Origin of the sequence: Bradyrhizobium sp. RDI18 (assembly GCF_043203335.1) — a bacterium.
Classification (GTDB): Bacteria; Pseudomonadota; Alphaproteobacteria; order Rhizobiales; family Xanthobacteraceae; genus Bradyrhizobium; species Bradyrhizobium retamae.
Genome location: NZ_JBICRN010000008.1, coordinates 1,107,602 through 1,122,192, shown reverse-complemented (window position 1 = coordinate 1,122,192; position 14,591 = coordinate 1,107,602). Strand labels below are relative to the sequence as shown.

Here is a 14,591-nt window from a genome sequence, read left to right as displayed (position 1 = left end):
CGCAGCATCCGTCTAAACCGGTGCGCTCTTCAACGTAGTGGCGATCACCTGGGCAAGCGTTTCCAGTTGGAACGGCTTCTGCAGCGCGGGGCGGTCGCGATATTCCTGCGGCAGGCCGGAGGAGCCGTAGCCGGTCGCAAAGATGAACGGACGGTTGCGCGCGGTGATCAGTTCGGCCACCGGCGTGATCACCTTGCCGTTGACGTTGACGTCGAGAATGGCGAGATCGAATTCGGTGGATTGCACCAGCTTGACCGCTTCACCGATTTCGCCGGCCTCGGCGGCTACGCTGTGGCCCAACTCTTCCAGCATGTCAGCGACCATCATGCGGATCATGACCTCGTCTTCAACGAGGAAAACTGAACAGCCCGCCGGCCGTGTCGCTACCATGATGGATTCCTTGCCCTTCCGAATACCGAGGTTCGCAAAAAACGGACCTGGGTGCAATGTCGGTATGGGCGTGTAGGTGCTGCGTAAAGACGCTTCGCGAAAGATTTTTCCCGGGCCCTAACGTCGGGGCGCGGCCCCAGTTCCGGACGAGGAACTACAATCTTTAAGGAAATCGTTCCTTAAGTGCGCGGACGCTATATTACATCTCGGCGAGGCCGAAGCATTGGATTGGCGGCAGACTCCCGCCACGAGACCGCGATGTCCCAAGAACCGCTCGAAAAGATGATGTTTCAGCTCACTCTGCGGCGGCGGGGGATCAGCGACCAGGCGGTGCTGCGGACCATGGAAGAGGTGCCCCGCGAGGCTTTCGTGGCGGCTGGCGATCGCGGCCATGCCTATCGTGACAGCGCGCTCGGCATCGCCTGCGGGCAGACCATCAGCCAGCCCTTCGTGGTCGCCTACATGACCGAGCAGCTACAACTGCAGAAGCACCACAAGGTACTCGAGATCGGGACCGGCTCCGGCTACCAGGCCGCGGTGCTGTCGCGGCTATGCGCGCATGTCCTGACCATCGAGCGCTACCGGACGCTGGCGGACACCGCGCGCGACCGGCTCGAAGCGCTTGGGTATTTCAATATCGAAGTGATGTTGGGCGACGGTTTCCAGATTCCGCCCGGCGCCGGCGACTTCGACCGCATCATCGTGACGGCTGCGATGGAGCAGATCCCCGAAAAGCTGCAGGAGCGGCTGCTGCCGGGCGGCATCCTGATCGCGCCGGTCGGGCCCCATCATGGCAGCCAGACGCTGGTCAGGGTGACCCGAACGGATAGCGGTTTTGAGCGCAAGGAATTGGTCGATGTCCGCTTCGTCCCGGCCCTGCCCGGAATTGCGCGCGAACTGTAGAATCCCGGATTGGCGGTTCCCGCCAACATCTTATTCCAAGGGTTAAGCGGTTATTTACTCGGTACGTGTTTACTCAAAACAGTATTTTGTTGCGTACGAGTGAGTAACCATGTCCCGTGTAGCCGAGTTGCTTCGCTCGCGTCGGGTGCCGCAGGCCGCGGTGCTGGCGCTGATGTCGGTCGGCTTTGCCGGCTGCAGCGCCGATATGCAGACGCGCTTTTCCGATAGCTCGTTCTCCAATCCCTTTGCTTCTCAGCCCGAAGCGACCGGTTCGGTGCGCGCTCCCGCTGTCGAACGCCGCGAGCCGCCGCAATATGGCCGGCCGCAGGCCTCGACCCCGCAGTATCAGTCCCAGGACCTGCCGCCGCCCGCCGTCGTTGCACCGCAAGCCTATCCCGCGAGTTCGGGCGGCGTGTCGGGAGGAGGGCGCGGGGTTTCGTCCTATGCGCCGCCGTCCCGTCCGCCGATCGAGACCACCGCCACGGTGCCGCCGCGCTCGGTGGCCGCTGCGCGCCCATCCGCGCCGGGCGGCACTACGATCATCGTCGGCACCAGCGACACGCTCGACATTCTGGCCAAGCGCTACAACGTTTCAGCCGCTGCGATCCTGCAGGCCAATGGCTATAAGGGTCCGCGCGTGTTGTCGCCCGGCCAGCAATTGATCATTCCGCGCCAGACGGCGACGGCAGCGCTCGCGCCGGCCCTCGCGCCTGCAGCCAGCAAGCCGGTTGCCGCGGCGGCGGCACCTACCGTTCATGTCGTCAATCGCGGCGATACGCTGATGAGCATCGCCCGGCGCAATCAGGTTTCGGTCAGCGAACTCGCCAAGGCCAACAATCTCGATCAATCCGCCAAGCTCAGCCTGGGCATGAAGCTGACCGTGCCTGGTTCGAAATCCGCCGCCGCAGCACCAGTGGCTCAGCCCGTTGGCGCAGCTCCCGCCCAGCCGGTCGCAGCGGTTGCAGCACCGGCCACCAAGATGGCTGCCGCCGGCGGTCCGCCGCAGAGTGCGCGGCTGGCACAGGCGACCACCAACGTCACCGAAGAGAAGCCGGTCGTCGAGCAAGCCTCGATCAAGCCCAGCGAAGCCACCGGCGCGCTGCCGACCTTCCGCTGGCCGGTACGCGGCAAGGTGATCACGACCTATGGCGCCAAGACCAACGGCAAGTCGAATGACGGCATCAACCTGGCGGTGCCGGAAGGAACGCCGGTGAAAGCCGCGGAAGATGGCGTGGTCGCCTATTCCGGCAACGAGCTCAAGGGCTACGGCAATCTGGTTCTGGTGCGGCACTCCAACGGTTACGTCACCGCATATGCCCATGCGAGTGAACTGCTGGTGAAGCGCGGCGATACGATCAAGCGCGGCCAGATCATTGCCAAATCGGGTCAATCGGGCGAGGTGGGCTCGCCGCAGCTCCACTTCGAGATCCGCAAGGGATCTTCACCGGTTGACCCGCTTCAATTCCTGAACGGGGCGTGAGGCTTCGTGTCCCGGACGCGGTGCAGCGGGACGCTGCGCCGCAGAGCCGAGACCTATCGCAGAGCGCGCCGTGAAGTTGGACCTCGGTTCTGCAGCGCACCGCTACGCGCTGCGCAGCGCCCGGGGAACGCAGTCCTTCATGACTTCCCGGCCAGCCTCACGCCGAGCCTTCCCGCCAATTCCTGCGTGAACTGCCAGGCGACGCGTCCCGAGCGGGAGCCGCGGGTGGTCGACCATTCCAGCGCCTCGCGCTCCAGCTCTTCGTCGGCGATCTTGATGCCGAAATGGCCGCAATAGCCGCGCACCATGGCGAGGTACTCATCCTGGCTGCATCGGTGGAAGCCGAGCCACAGGCCAAACCGGTCCGATAGCGACACCTTCTCCTCGACGGCTTCGCCCGGGTTGATCGCGGTCGAGCGCTCGTTCTCGATCATCTCGCGCGCCAAGAGATGCCGCCGATTGGAGGTCGCGTAGAGGATGACGTTGTCGGGGCGCCCTTCGATACCGCCTTCCAGGACAGCTTTCAGCGATTTGTAGGAGGCGTCATTGCCGTCGAAGGAGAGGTCGTCGCAAAACACGATGAAGCGGAAATCGGAGTTGCGTAGGAGGTCCATCAGGCCGGGCAGGCTCTCGATGTCCTCGCGGTGAATCTCGATGAGCTTGAGCCGGTCGGCCGGCTTGCGGTCGATATTGATGCTGGCATGGGTTGCCTTCACCAGCGACGACTTGCCCATGCCACGCGCGCCCCACAGCAGCGCGTTGTTGGCGGGCAGGCCGTCGGCAAAGCGCTCGGTATTTTCGATCAGGATGTCGCGCATCCGGTCGATGCCCTTGAGCAGGCCGAGGTCGACGCGGCTGACGCGCGGTACCGGCGAAAGGCGCCCCTCCGGATGCCAGACAAAGGCATCGGCCGAGCCGAACGCCTCGGGGCCTCCCGTCGCCGGCGAGGCCGCGGAGAGATGGCCGGCGATCGCTTCCAGCGCGATGGCGATCCGCTCGGCGGTGGCGCCGTTAAGCCTGTTTGCCGGACCTTTTGTCGCGGTTTTCCCATGTCCTCGCGAGGCCGCCTTGGGGGCGGCGCGGGACGCTGTTTGAGCCGCAGTTTTCTTGGCTTTTTTCGACATTTCCCGAGTTCCTGACGGGGCAGCCTTAACGGGCCTTGGAAGCTCTCGCAAGCGGCCTAAATGAGGGGGCGGCCAACGTTGCAATTGGGCCCGCCGCCGCTATAGTCCGCGCAAATTTACCCGGACCGGCGACGTGCCCAAGCTGCTGTGCCCAGGCATGGCCGGTTCTTTTCCGTCTCACGAGGATTGTTCGAATGCTGATTACCCCTGCGTACGCCCAGGCTGCAGCCGGTGGCGATGCCAACAGCATGTTGATGTCGCTGCTGCCGTTCGCACTGATCTTCGTGATCATGTACTTCCTGATTCTGCGACCGCAGCAGAAGAAGATCAAGGATCACCAGGAACTGGTCAAAAACATCCGCCGCGGCGACACCGTCGTCACCTCGGGCGGCCTGGTCGGCAAGGTGACCAAGGTGGTGGACGACGACCAGATCGAGTTCGAGATTTCGGACGGCGTCCGCGTGCGGCAGATGCGGCAGATGATTTCGGGCGTTCGCGCCAAGGGCGAGCCGGCCAAGGAAAAGAGTGAAGCCAAGGACGAGACGTCCGCGAGCTGAGTTTTCCGCGCCGCTTGCCGCGGCGCATTTTCCTGACGGGTCTACTCGATGTTGTATTTCTCGCGGTGGAAGGCGCTGGCGATCATTCTGACCGCGCTGATCGTCTGCCTGTTCGCCGTTCCGAACTTTTTTCGCAGGAGCGGGTGAAGACCTGGCCGGTGTGGGCGCAGCGCCACATCGTGCTCGGCCTCGATCTGCAGGGCGGCTCGTACCTGCTGCTCGAAGTCGACGCCAATTACGTGAAGAAGGAAAAGCTCGACCAGGTGCGCGACGAGGTCCGCCGCGTGCTGCGCGACGCCAAGATCGGCTATACCGGCCTTGCCGTCCGCGGCGACGCCGCCGAAGTCCGCGTCAAGGAGACCGACCAGCAGGCTGCCCTCACCAAATTGCGCGAGCTTTCGCAACCGCTCGGCGGTCTGCTCGGCTCCAGCGGGCAGCGCAGCCTCGAAGTCTCGGATGCCGGTGGCGGCCTGATCCGTCTCGCGGTGCCGCAAGCCGCCATCACCGAGCGCATACGGCAAACGATCGAACAGTCGATCCAGATCGTCGAGCGCCGTATCAACGAACTGGGCACGGTCGAACCCTTGATCCAGCGGCAAGGCACCGATCGTATCCTGGTTCAGGTGCCGGGATTGCAGGATCCAACCGAGCTGAAGCGCATCCTTGGCCAGACCGCCAAGATGGAATTCCGCATGGTCGATCCGTCGGTATCGCCGGATCAGGCCCAGTCGGGGCGGGTGCCGGCCGATCTGGAAGTCCTGATGAGCGAGCAATCGCCCAAGGTGCCCTACGTCATCAAGCGGCAGGTGCTGGTGTCAGGCGGCGACCTGACAGACGCGCAGCCGGGCTTCGACCAGCGCACCAACGAGCCGATCGTGAACTTCAAGTTCAACAGTTCGGGCTCGCGCAAATTCGCGCAGGCGACGTCGGAAAATGTCGGGCAACCCTTTGCCATCATCCTCGACAACAAGGTGATTTCTGCACCCGTGATCCGCGAACCGATCACCGGCGGCCAGGGGCAGATTTCCGGCAGCTTCACGGTGCAGGCGGCCAACGAACTCGCGCTGCTAATGCGTGCCGGCGCACTGCCGGCGCCGCTGACCGTGATCGAGGAGCGCACCGTCGGTCCCGGCCTCGGGCAGGACTCGATCGAGAAGGGCAAGCTCGCCGCCTATGTCGGCTCGATCATGGTCATCGCATTCATGCTGCTGACCTACCGCCTGTTCGGTGTGTTCGCCAACATAGCGGTCGCCATCAACGTCGCGATGATCTTCGGCATCCTGTCGCTACTCAACGCCACGCTGACGCTGCCCGGCATCGCCGGCGTCGTGCTGACGGTCGGCATCGCGGTCGATTCCAACGTGCTGATCTATGAGCGCATCCGCGAGGAGCTGCGCGGCGGACGCAATGCGATTTCGGCGATCGACGCCGGCTTCAGGCGGGCGCTGGCGACTATCTTGGACTCCAATATCACCACCTTCATTGCCGCAGCGGTGCTGTTCTACATCGGCACCGGCCCGGTTCGCGGCTTCGCCGTCACGCTCGGCATCGGTATCATCACCACGGTCTTCACAGCGTTTACGCTCACCAGCCTGATCGTCGCTGGCTGGGTGCGCTGGAAGCGGCCGAAGACCGTGCCGATCTAGGGACCCCACTGTGACTCAATCTATTCTCATTGCACTGGGCGTTCTGATCGTCGTGCTGACCGTGGTCGCCGTGTTCGATCTGTTGCCGCCGCTGCGCATCGTCCCTGACGTCACGCATTTCGATTTCACGCGCTTTCGTCGCATCAGCTTCCCAATCTCCGCGGCTCTTTCGATCCTCGCGATCGTGCTGTTTTTCACCCACGGGCTGAATTTCGGCATCGACTTCAAGGGCGGCACGCTGCTTGAAGTGCAGTCCAAGTCCGGTTCCGCCGATATCGGCGCGATGCGCGCGTCGCTGAGCAATCTTGGCCTAGGCGACATTCAGTTGCAGCAATTCGGCGGTCCGGCCGACGTGCTGATTCGGGTAGCCGAGCAACCCGGCGGCGACGCCGCGCAGCAGGCTGCGGTGCAGAAAGTCCGCGGCGCGCTCGGCGATTCCGTTGAGTATCGCCGCGTCGAAGTGGTGGGACCGCGCGTTTCCGGCGAATTGCTGGCTTACGGCATGCTCGGCATGATGCTCGCGATTTTCTCAATCCTGATCTATCTCTGGTTCCGGTTCGAATGGCAGTTCGCGCTCGGCGCCATGATCGCCAACGTCCACGATATCGTGCTGACGATCGGCTTCATGTCGATCTCGCAGGTCGATTTCGACCTCACGAGTATTGCCGCGTTATTGACGATTCTCGGTTACTCCCTGAACGATACGGTCGTGATCTACGATCGCATCCGGGAAATGCTGCGGCGCTACAAGAAAATGCCGATGCCGCAGCTCCTGAACGAATCCATCAATTCGACACTGTCGCGCTCGATCATCACCCACGTCACGGTGACGCTGGCGTTGCTGGCGCTGTTGTTGTTCGGCGGTCACGCGATCCACAGCTTTACGGCCGTCATGGTGTTCGGCGCGCTGCTGGTTGGCACCTACACCTCGATCTTCATCGCTGCGCCGATCCTGATCTATCTCGGCGTTGGCGAGCACCGCGAGGCGCCGGATAAGCCTGCGAAGAAATAGCGCATAGTCCGAAAAGCATGCCCTCGGGCTGGACCCCGAGGGTGGGAACAGGTTTTCGGAAAAGGTCATGCCCAGTCAAACAAGCTCTTCCTCGGACGCTCCGCATCTTCCGAGGCCGGCACCGATCGAAGCCTACGGCAAGGGCGGCTTCGCTTTCGCCGACATGTCGCATCGCGGCTCGCTGCTGTGCCTGCCGGACGGCATCTGGGCCTGGCCGGTGACAAAGCCCGCCGAGATCGATCAATATTCGCTGGACCGCGTGTTCAAGGTGGCCAATTCCATCGATACGCTGATTGTCGGCACCGGCACCGAAGTCTGGCTGCCCCCGCGCGGCCTTCGCGAGGCGCTGCGGACGGTCAGGGTGGTGCTGGACCCGATGCAGACGGGTCCGGCGATTCGCACCTACAACATCATGCTGGGCGAGCGGCGGCGTGTCGCGGCGGCATTGATCGCGGTGCCATGAGCGCCACGGCAACGTCGAAAGAATCCGCTGCGTTCTGCGCCGATCTGGTGCGCACGCACGACTTTGTCCGCTATGCCTCGACACTGTTCCTGCCTCAGGTCCAGCGCCGCGCGCTGCTGTCGATCTATGCCTTCAACGTCGAGATTTTGCGCGTGCGCGAGCAGGTCAGTCAGCCGTTGCCGGGCGAAATCCGGCTGCAATGGTGGACCGACATGCTGGGAGGCGCCGGCCATGGCGGCGTCGAAGGCAACCCGGTCGCAGCCGAACTCCTGCAGACCATCGGCGAATTCCGCCTGCCGATCGAGCCGCTGTCGCGGCTGATCGAGGAGCACCAATTCGATCTCTACAATGATCCAATGCCGTCGATGGCGGCGCTGGAAGGCTATGTCACCGACACCTCGTCGGCGCTGTTCTCGTTGGCTGCGCGGACTGCGGCACAGCCGTCGGTGGCGATCGACCATCTCTCCCGCCATGCGGGTATCGCCCAGGGCATGGCGCAGGTGATCGCAGCGCTGCCGCTCGATGCTGCGCGGCGGCAATTGTTCGTGCCGCTGCAACTGCTGCAGCAACATGGCAGCGGGATGGAGCAGGTCTTTTCGGGCAAGCAGACGCCGCAGGCGCGTGCCGCGATCGATCAGTTGATCGGAGAGGGGCAAAAACATCTCCGTACGGCCTTCGAGTTGCTGACGCATGTGCCGCCGCAAGTGCGGCCGGTATTCCTGCCGCTGGCGATGGTTCGCCGCGATCTGGAGCGGATGTCACGGGCTGACGTCGATCCGTTCGTGCCGCATCCAACGTCACGACTCCGGACGCTGTGGACGCTCTGGCGCGCCTCGCGCTCGCGGGAGTTTGGTGGGTAGGTTTCCGGCGTTCCCCGGATGCTGCGCAGCGCCAACAGCGCGTTCACGCGCGTCTTCGACGCGCTATGCTTGCGACGTGGTGCGCTGCTGATCCGGGGTCTATCCGTCACCGCCAGGTGGGTCCCGGTTCTGCGAAGCAGCGCGAAGCGCGCTGCATCGCGCCCGGGACACGCGGGAATCAATTCGGCCGCGAATTCAACTCGCTACTCTCAAAATTGAACCGGTCGCGCAGATTCTTGCGGCTCTCCAGAATGTCCTTCAGGAACGCGCGGTCGATATCGCTCGTGATCAGCGGCTCGATCAGGTCGAGCTGGTTCATCGCCACAAGCTGCAAGATCTCCGTGCGCGGCTTGCCGGCGGCATCGCGGGGCAGGGCATGTACCACCTGGATATGCTCCGGCGGTTTGACGCCTTTGGCCGACGAAAGCTCGCTGCGCAACTGCTTTTCCAGCGCGACCTTGTCAGCCTCGACGAAGGCATACAGGCCGACGCCGGTCCGGCGGTCGGCGAACGCGACAATGGCGGTATCGCGCACCTCGGGATTTTTCCTGATCAGGGCGCTCAGCACCGGCGCGTCGTTGACCAGCCGGCGGCCGCCGCCTTCGCGATCGGTGAAGTTGAACAGGCCGCGGGTGATGGCCTGATAGACCTTCTTGCCGGTCTTGAGCCAGATACTGGCGACAAGGGATTTGCGCGCTAAAATCTTGCGCTCCATCGGCGTCAGCGCCGCCGGCGCGTAGCTGCGCTTGTGCTTCAGCATATGCCGCAGATCTTCGTAAGCCGCGATCCGGAACAGGCGGCTTCTTGTCTTGAAGCAGGCCGCCAGTTGAAAATCGGTCACATAGGCGCGGCCGTCGCGGCCCACCAGCCAATTCTGCTCCTTGGCGAGATCGTTATGGCAGATGCCGGCGCGGTGCAGCTTGCGAAGAGCTGATTTGGCGGAACGGAAATAGGCGATGTCGTCATGGGGCTTTGCCAGATGTAGCGCAACGCCGTCGATGAAGCCGCGCACCAGTGCCTGCCGACCGGCCCATAGCAGTCTCGGGCCGACGTCGAGATCGCGCGCCAGCGCCAGGGCGCGGCGCTCGCGTACGAACAGACGTTGGGCGAGCGGATAGGACCACAGCGGCACCTGATCGAGCCGGCGCAGCACGGCATCGACCTCGCCGCTATCCTCGCGAAACCGGCCGCGTTCGACGGTCGAGAACACGTCACGCTTGAGTAGCACGCCTTCGATCCATCGCGCCGACAGGGTGGCGGCGTCGTCTTTCGGCAAGCCCATGGGATTACGCCGCCGCCGCTACGCGCAGACGATCGGCGATCCAGCGATCGAGATCGGACAAGGCGCGTGCGCTGAGCGCCTGCTTCTTGGCGACCGTCTTCTCATTGCCGCGGAGCCTGCTGCCATCGGCCTTCTTGGTCGGCACGCTGGCAAGCGGCGGAAACAGGCCGAAATTGATGTTCATCGGCTGGAATGAGCGCGTTCCGGCCTCGATCGTTTCGATGTGGCCGCCGGTGATATGGCCGAGCAGCGAGCCCAGCGCCGTCGTCGCAGGCGGCGGTTCGAGCGACTGTCCTCGCGCATTTGCCGCGGCATAGAGGCCTGCGATCAGGCCGATGCTCGCGGATTCCACATAGCCCTCGCAGCCGGTCATCTGGCCGGCAAAGCGCAGCCGTGGCTGCGCGCGCAGCCGCAATTGTCCATCCAGCAGCTTTGGCGAGTTCAGGAAGGTGTTGCGGTGCAGGCCGCCGAGCCGGGCGAATTCGGCGTTCTCGAGCCCTGGAATGGTACGGAACACGCGCTGCTGCGCGCCGTAGTTAAGCTTGGTCTGGAAGCCGACGATGTTGTAGAGCGTGCCGAGCTTGTTGTCCTGCCGCAGTTGCACGATGGCGTAAGGCTTGACCATGGGGTTGTGCGGATTGGTCAGCCCGACGGGCTTCATCGGTCCGTGCCGCAGCGTCTCGTGGCCGCGCTCGGCCATCACCTCGACCGGCAGGCAGCCATCGAAATAGGGCGTGTTAGTTTCCCAGTCCTTGAAATCCACCTTGTCGCCGGCCAGCAGCGCCGCGACGAAGGCGTCATACTGCTCCTTTGTCATCGGGCAGTTGATGTAATCGGCGCCGGTGCCGCCGGGCCCGACCTTGTCGTAGCGCGACTGAAACCACGCCACCGACATATCGATGGAATCCTTGTGCACGATCGGCGCGATCGCATCGAAGAACGCCAGCGCGTTCTCATCGGTCAGTTCGCGAATGGCGTCCGCCAGCGGCGCCGAGGTGAGGGGGCCGGTCGCGACGATCACGTTGCCCCATTCGGCCGGTGGCAGGCCGGCGATTTCCGAGCGGTCGATCTCGATCAGGGGATGGTCGTGCAAGGCCCGGGTGACGGCGGCGGAAAACCCGTCGCGGTCGACCGCCAACGCCCCGCCCGCCGGCACCTGATTGGCGTCGGCGGAGCGCATGATCAGCGAGCCCAGCCGGCGCATTTCGGCGTGCAGCAGGCCGACGGCGTTGTTGGCGGCGTCGTCCGAGCGGAACGAGTTGGAGCAGACGAGTTCGGCCAGGCCCTCGGTGCGATGGGCCTCGGTCATCCGCAAGGGGCGCATCTCGTGCAGGACGACGCGAACGCCTGCATTGGCGATCTGCCAGGCCGCTTCCGAGCCGGCAAGGCCGCCGCCGATCACATGGACGGTGTCGGTTTTGAGAGTGTTGGAAATCATGCGCGCAGGGTTAGCGCGTTTTCGCGCCTGGCGCACCTACGAAGCGCGCTTCAAGCGAAGCCTGGCCCGTGCAAACGACAACGCCCGCAGCGGGGCGGGCGTTATCCGTTCATCCAGGCGGCTGAGCAATGATCAGCCGTTGTAGTTTCCGGCGGCAACGCGCGGAATGTCCGAACGATCAAGGCCGATATCGGCCAGTTCCCGATCGCTAAGCTGGGACAGTTCGCTGACATTGCGCTGATAATCCCGAAACGCCTGGATCATGCGGATGAGCGAGAGCAACATGGTAGTCTCCTTGCAGTTACGATTCAGCCTTTGGAGGACGGCTTCATCGTTGAAATGAATATAGCTCGGTTTTTTGCAGTGCAGAACTTCTTATGTTGCGATGCAGCTAATCCTGGAATGCATAACGACGGTAACGGCCGCTTAACGAGTCGACATAGTGGCGGATTGGCCGGCGGAAGCACGTGATGGCGTGCGCCAAACATGTAAAGTAATGCCGTAGATTTGCGGGTTTCTCGTAATCGTCAGGTAACCCTTAATTGGCGACCAAGGAGGCCGGAACCAGCTCGAAGGCTATCAAGGGGCGACAAAACGTGCCGCAAATGCCGACGCTTTTGGAATCTTCTTATGCGCGAATCGCATGCCGTTTACTTGATGAATTGAATATTAATTCATTATTACGGTGGGCAGTCGCAACGCGGCTGCCGCAGTGGCAGCCTTGGTGAATGGGCCGGCCTGCAAGGCCTGGTCACTACGGCCAGCCCTCTGAGTTCGTGTTAAGGCGCCCGCGAAAGCTGTGTCGCGAAATAGCCGATGGTCTTTGCATAGACCTCGCTCTTGTTCCACTCCTTGATCGCAGCGAAATTGGCGCCGCCGGGCTCCCAGTCCTTGCCGCGCTGCCAACCGTGGTTGGCGAGGAAGTTGGCGGTTGAGGCCAGCACGTCGGGCGGGCTGCGCAGGAGGTCACGGCGGCCGTTGCCGTCGAAGTCGACCGCGAACTTGATGTAGGACGACGGCATGAACTGGGTCTGGCCGATTTCGCCGGCCCAGGCGCCGCGCATTTCCTGCGGCGCGATATCACCGCGCTCGACGATGCGTAGTGCGTCCATCAACTCGGCCTTGAACATGTCAGCGCGGCGGCAATCATAAGCCAGCGTCGCCAGCGCGCGCAGCGTCGGGTATTTTCCGATGTTGACGCCGAAATCGGTTTCCAGGCCCCAGATCGCCACCAATATTTCTCCGGGCACGCCGTACGCCTGTTCGATGCGTCCGAGCACCGAGCCGTATTGCTTGAGCATGTTGGACCCACGCGTCAGCCGGGGCGGGACCATGCGGCCGGAGAATTCCTCAAAACTCTGGCTGAAGACCTTTTGCGATTGGTCGCGGGCCAGCACACTCTTATCGAACGTGACGCCGGTCAGGCCGGCCTGGATGGCGGACGCCGATATTCCCTTGGAGGCCGCTTCCTTCTTGAAGTCCTCCAGCCATGTTTCGAACGGGCCCGTGCCGCAGGGCGCCGCGAGCGCGGCCGTAGAGGTTAGTAGGAGCGCGCCCAAGGTCAGGGCGCGCAGGGAAAGGCGAGAGATCATCGTGCCGTTCGCTCCACGATCGATGCGTCTTCGGCGTTGTGTCGAAGCCACGCCGAATGTTCGAAGCAAGGTCGGCCAAAACAAGGCTTATGTAGGTGCGCGCAATGCTATTCCGTTGAACGTGCTCAATTCATCGTTAGCGAGAGGTGAACAATCAAACCGCCGGGTCGGATTCGACCGGCGGTTTGATCGATCAGGTTCCGTGCAGGCCTAATCGTCATCCCTGCGCCGCCAGGGGAACAGATTGGCCGGGAAATCGGCAGCAGGCTTGCGTTCGCGGTGCGGGCGGGGCGGAAGCGGCTGCGGGTTGAGTTCCGGCTCGATCGTCTCCCGATAGAGATGCCAGGTAGCGTGCCCGAGCAGCGGGATGACGACGGCAAGGCCGAGGAAGAACGGCAACGTTCCCGCGACCAGCAGCACCGCCACGATCAAGCCCCAGGCAGCCATCGGCACCGGGTTGTGTGCGACCGCGCGCAGCGAGGTCACCATCGCATCGCCAGCGCCGGCATGACGGTCCAGCATCAGCGGGAACGAGACCACGCTGATGCAGAGCGCGACGAGGGCAAACAGGAAGCCGACGCCGCAGCCAACCACGATTAGCCACCAGCCTTGTGGCGTCGTCAGCACACGCGTCGCGAAATCGGAAAAGCCGGTCACTCCCGCATAGCCGAACGCAGCGATGTAGATCGCCTGCGCGGTCGCCACCCAGGTCACAAAAAGTGCCAGCAGCAGCACGCCGAACCCGAGCATCGCGCCGAACGACGGCGAACGCAGCACCTCGAGCGCATCCCAGGCAGTTGCCGGTTCGCCGCGTTCGCGACGGCGGCTCATCTCGTAGAGGCCAAGCGCCGCGAATGGGCCGATCAGGGCGAAGCCTGCGGCCAGCGGAAACAACAGCGGTATGACAGAATAGCCGAGAGCGACGCGTGCCAGCACCAGTCCGAGAACGGGATAGATCACACACAGGAGGATGGCGTGGCTCGGCACCGCCTTGAAATCTTCCCAGCCGCGCCGCAACGCGCGGCCCAGTTCGGCGAAACTGATGGTTCGGATGACTGGTGCGGCAGCGGCATCCGGTGCGCGCTGCGCCATCGATGTGACATTGCCGTGATAAGTGGCCATGGTCGCTGTCTCCCTCGCGGTCGCATTGCGCGCCAATCGAAAGACGCACACGCGCCGTTTCATAAAACGATCACGATCAGGCCAGACGCGAAGACAGAGGGTGGAACTGGCCGTGTCGCGAACTGTCGAGATAGGGTACTCTCAACCAACAACAAACGCACTCACGCTTAGGTGAATGTTTCGTTGGCAAGCTCCGCCTGGGTGGTTAGACTTGCAGGCGATCCCGGCGTGGTGCTGCCGGTCAAAACAGTGCCTCCAAAGACTCACCCCATCCTCAACTCATTGGGAGCGAACGATGAGCATTTTCGGAAAAATCATGAGCGCGATATTCGGCACCAAGGCAGACGCCGCGCCGGCTGGCGGCGGTGCGGCTGCGGAAGGCGGATCGTCCGGTGCGGCCGCTGCACCTGCGGCGACTGTCGACGTCGCGCCGATCCTCGACCAGGCAGTGAAGGCCAAGGGCGAGAAGCTGGAGTGGCGCACCTCGATCGTCGATCTGATGAAGGCGCTCGACATCGATTCCAGCTTCGCCGCGCGCAAGGATCTTGCGAAAGAACTCGGCTACACCGGAGACAGCAACGATTCCGCCAGCATGAACATCTGGCTACACAAGCAGGTCATGGCCAAGCTGGCCGCCAATGGTGGCAAGCTGCCGCCTGATATCAAGCACTGACGCTTCGCTTGATCCTGACATGCGAAGGTCCGCGGCGTCGCGGGCCTTC

Annotated in this window: 14 protein-coding genes and 1 pseudogene; 8 read left to right on the top strand and 7 right to left on the bottom strand. The window is 63.3% G+C overall.

The genetic code is table 11. From position 1 onward, the window contains the following. Window positions 1-12 precede the first annotated feature (12 nt). On the bottom strand, window positions 13-390 hold the full coding sequence (locus tag ACFXS9_RS14220; RefSeq protein ID WP_028345922.1) for a response regulator: 378 nt from the start codon (window positions 388-390) through the stop codon (window positions 13-15). A gap of 258 nt (window positions 391-648) precedes the next feature. Between ACFXS9_RS14220 and ACFXS9_RS14215 the strand changes: the two genes are divergently transcribed. Together ACFXS9_RS14215 and ACFXS9_RS14210 are read left to right on the top strand one after the other, a co-directional pair. After that, window positions 649-1,293, top strand: coding sequence for a protein-L-isoaspartate(D-aspartate) O-methyltransferase (locus ACFXS9_RS14215; RefSeq protein WP_392689762.1), 645 nt, complete (start codon window positions 649-651; stop codon window positions 1,291-1,293). Between the two features lie 109 nt (window positions 1,294-1,402). Further along, the gene (locus ACFXS9_RS14210) at window positions 1,403-2,773 is read left to right on the top strand and encodes a peptidoglycan DD-metalloendopeptidase family protein (RefSeq protein ID WP_392689760.1); all 1,371 of its coding nucleotides are present in this window, start codon (window positions 1,403-1,405) and stop codon (window positions 2,771-2,773) included. Window positions 2,774-2,910: 137 nt separating this feature from the next. Here the strand turns inward: ACFXS9_RS14210 and ACFXS9_RS14205 are convergent, their stop codons facing one another. Continuing rightward, on the bottom strand, window positions 2,911-3,897 hold the full coding sequence (locus ACFXS9_RS14205; protein WP_392689758.1) for an ATP-binding protein: 987 nt from the start codon (window positions 3,895-3,897) through the stop codon (window positions 2,911-2,913). 194 nt (window positions 3,898-4,091) lie between these two features. Between ACFXS9_RS14205 and yajC the strand changes: the two genes are divergently transcribed. The 5 genes and pseudogenes from yajC (at window position 4,092) to ACFXS9_RS14180 (ending at window position 8,435) form a co-directional block, all read left to right on the top strand. Continuing rightward, window positions 4,092-4,454, top strand: coding sequence for a preprotein translocase subunit YajC (gene yajC / locus ACFXS9_RS14200; protein ID WP_028345926.1), 363 nt, complete (start codon window positions 4,092-4,094; stop codon window positions 4,452-4,454). A gap of 48 nt (window positions 4,455-4,502) precedes the next feature. After that, window positions 4,503-6,100, top strand: a pseudogene (secD, locus tag ACFXS9_RS14195) (protein translocase subunit SecD). A gap of 10 nt (window positions 6,101-6,110) precedes the next feature. Then, window positions 6,111-7,112, top strand: a complete 1,002-nt coding sequence (gene secF / locus ACFXS9_RS14190; protein WP_392689755.1) for a protein translocase subunit SecF — start codon at window positions 6,111-6,113, stop codon at window positions 7,110-7,112. A 67-nt stretch (window positions 7,113-7,179) separates the two neighbouring features. Next, on the top strand, window positions 7,180-7,575 hold the full coding sequence (locus ACFXS9_RS14185; RefSeq protein ID WP_392689753.1) for an Mth938-like domain-containing protein: 396 nt from the start codon (window positions 7,180-7,182) through the stop codon (window positions 7,573-7,575). Then, the gene (locus ACFXS9_RS14180) at window positions 7,572-8,435 is read left to right on the top strand and encodes a phytoene/squalene synthase family protein (RefSeq protein ID WP_392689752.1); all 864 of its coding nucleotides are present in this window, start codon (window positions 7,572-7,574) and stop codon (window positions 8,433-8,435) included. Before ACFXS9_RS14185 ends, ACFXS9_RS14180 begins: the two co-directional genes overlap by 4 nt. Before the next feature lie 178 nt (window positions 8,436-8,613). Here the strand turns inward: ACFXS9_RS14180 and ACFXS9_RS14175 are convergent, their stop codons facing one another. From ACFXS9_RS14175 to ACFXS9_RS14155, 5 genes are all read right to left on the bottom strand, one after another. After that, entirely contained in the window at window positions 8,614-9,717 is a 1,104-nt protein-coding gene (locus ACFXS9_RS14175; RefSeq protein ID WP_392689750.1) for a serine/threonine protein kinase, read from the bottom strand. 4 nt (window positions 9,718-9,721) lie between these two features. Continuing rightward, a complete protein-coding gene (trmFO, locus tag ACFXS9_RS14170; protein ID WP_392689748.1) occupies window positions 9,722-11,155 on the bottom strand; it encodes a methylenetetrahydrofolate--tRNA-(uracil(54)-C(5))-methyltransferase (FADH(2)-oxidizing) TrmFO in 1,434 nt (477 codons plus the stop codon). A 132-nt stretch (window positions 11,156-11,287) separates the two neighbouring features. Next, window positions 11,288-11,440 (bottom strand): DUF1127 domain-containing protein, encoded by a 153-nt coding sequence (locus ACFXS9_RS14165; RefSeq protein ID WP_074278622.1) that lies wholly within the window; start codon window positions 11,438-11,440, stop codon window positions 11,288-11,290. Window positions 11,441-11,934: 494 nt separating this feature from the next. Further along, window positions 11,935-12,747, bottom strand: coding sequence for a lytic transglycosylase domain-containing protein (locus ACFXS9_RS14160; RefSeq protein WP_392689746.1), 813 nt, complete (start codon window positions 12,745-12,747; stop codon window positions 11,935-11,937). Between the two features lie 210 nt (window positions 12,748-12,957). Next, complete coding sequence (locus ACFXS9_RS14155; RefSeq protein WP_392689744.1) at window positions 12,958-13,869, bottom strand: DUF2189 domain-containing protein; 912 nt, start codon at window positions 13,867-13,869, stop codon at window positions 12,958-12,960. Window positions 13,870-14,164: 295 nt separating this feature from the next. On the opposite strand from ACFXS9_RS14155, the gene ACFXS9_RS14150 reads away from it, so the two are divergent. Beyond that, window positions 14,165-14,542, top strand: coding sequence for a DUF3597 domain-containing protein (locus ACFXS9_RS14150; RefSeq protein ID WP_392689742.1), 378 nt, complete (start codon window positions 14,165-14,167; stop codon window positions 14,540-14,542). Window positions 14,543-14,591: the final 49 nt, after the last annotated feature.

Bases quoted from the DNA above. Each gene is read 5' to 3' on its own strand.
- ACFXS9_RS14175 (WP_392689750.1), bottom strand. From the start codon at position 9,717: ATGGGCTTGCCGAAAGACGACGCCGCCACCCTGTCGGCGCGATGGATC.
- ACFXS9_RS14185 (WP_392689753.1), top strand. From the start codon at position 7,180: ATGCCCAGTCAAACAAGCTCTTCCTCGGACGCTCCGCATCTTCCGAGG.
- ACFXS9_RS14220 (WP_028345922.1), bottom strand. From the start codon at position 390: ATGGTAGCGACACGGCCGGCGGGCTGTTCAGTTTTCCTCGTTGAAGAC.
- trmFO (WP_392689748.1), bottom strand. From the start codon at position 11,155: ATGATTTCCAACACTCTCAAAACCGACACCGTCCATGTGATCGGCGGC.
- ACFXS9_RS14155 (WP_392689744.1), bottom strand. From the start codon at position 13,869: ATGGCCACTTATCACGGCAATGTCACATCGATGGCGCAGCGCGCACCG.
- ACFXS9_RS14205 (WP_392689758.1), bottom strand. From the start codon at position 3,897: ATGTCGAAAAAAGCCAAGAAAACTGCGGCTCAAACAGCGTCCCGCGCC.
- ACFXS9_RS14210 (WP_392689760.1), top strand. From the start codon at position 1,403: ATGTCCCGTGTAGCCGAGTTGCTTCGCTCGCGTCGGGTGCCGCAGGCC.
- ACFXS9_RS14180 (WP_392689752.1), top strand. From the start codon at position 7,572: ATGAGCGCCACGGCAACGTCGAAAGAATCCGCTGCGTTCTGCGCCGAT.
- ACFXS9_RS14215 (WP_392689762.1), top strand. From the start codon at position 649: ATGTCCCAAGAACCGCTCGAAAAGATGATGTTTCAGCTCACTCTGCGG.
- yajC (WP_028345926.1), top strand. From the start codon at position 4,092: ATGCTGATTACCCCTGCGTACGCCCAGGCTGCAGCCGGTGGCGATGCC.
- ACFXS9_RS14150 (WP_392689742.1), top strand. From the start codon at position 14,165: ATGAGCATTTTCGGAAAAATCATGAGCGCGATATTCGGCACCAAGGCA.
- ACFXS9_RS14160 (WP_392689746.1), bottom strand. From the start codon at position 12,747: ATGATCTCTCGCCTTTCCCTGCGCGCCCTGACCTTGGGCGCGCTCCTA.
- ACFXS9_RS14165 (WP_074278622.1), bottom strand. From the start codon at position 11,440: ATGTTGCTCTCGCTCATCCGCATGATCCAGGCGTTTCGGGATTATCAG.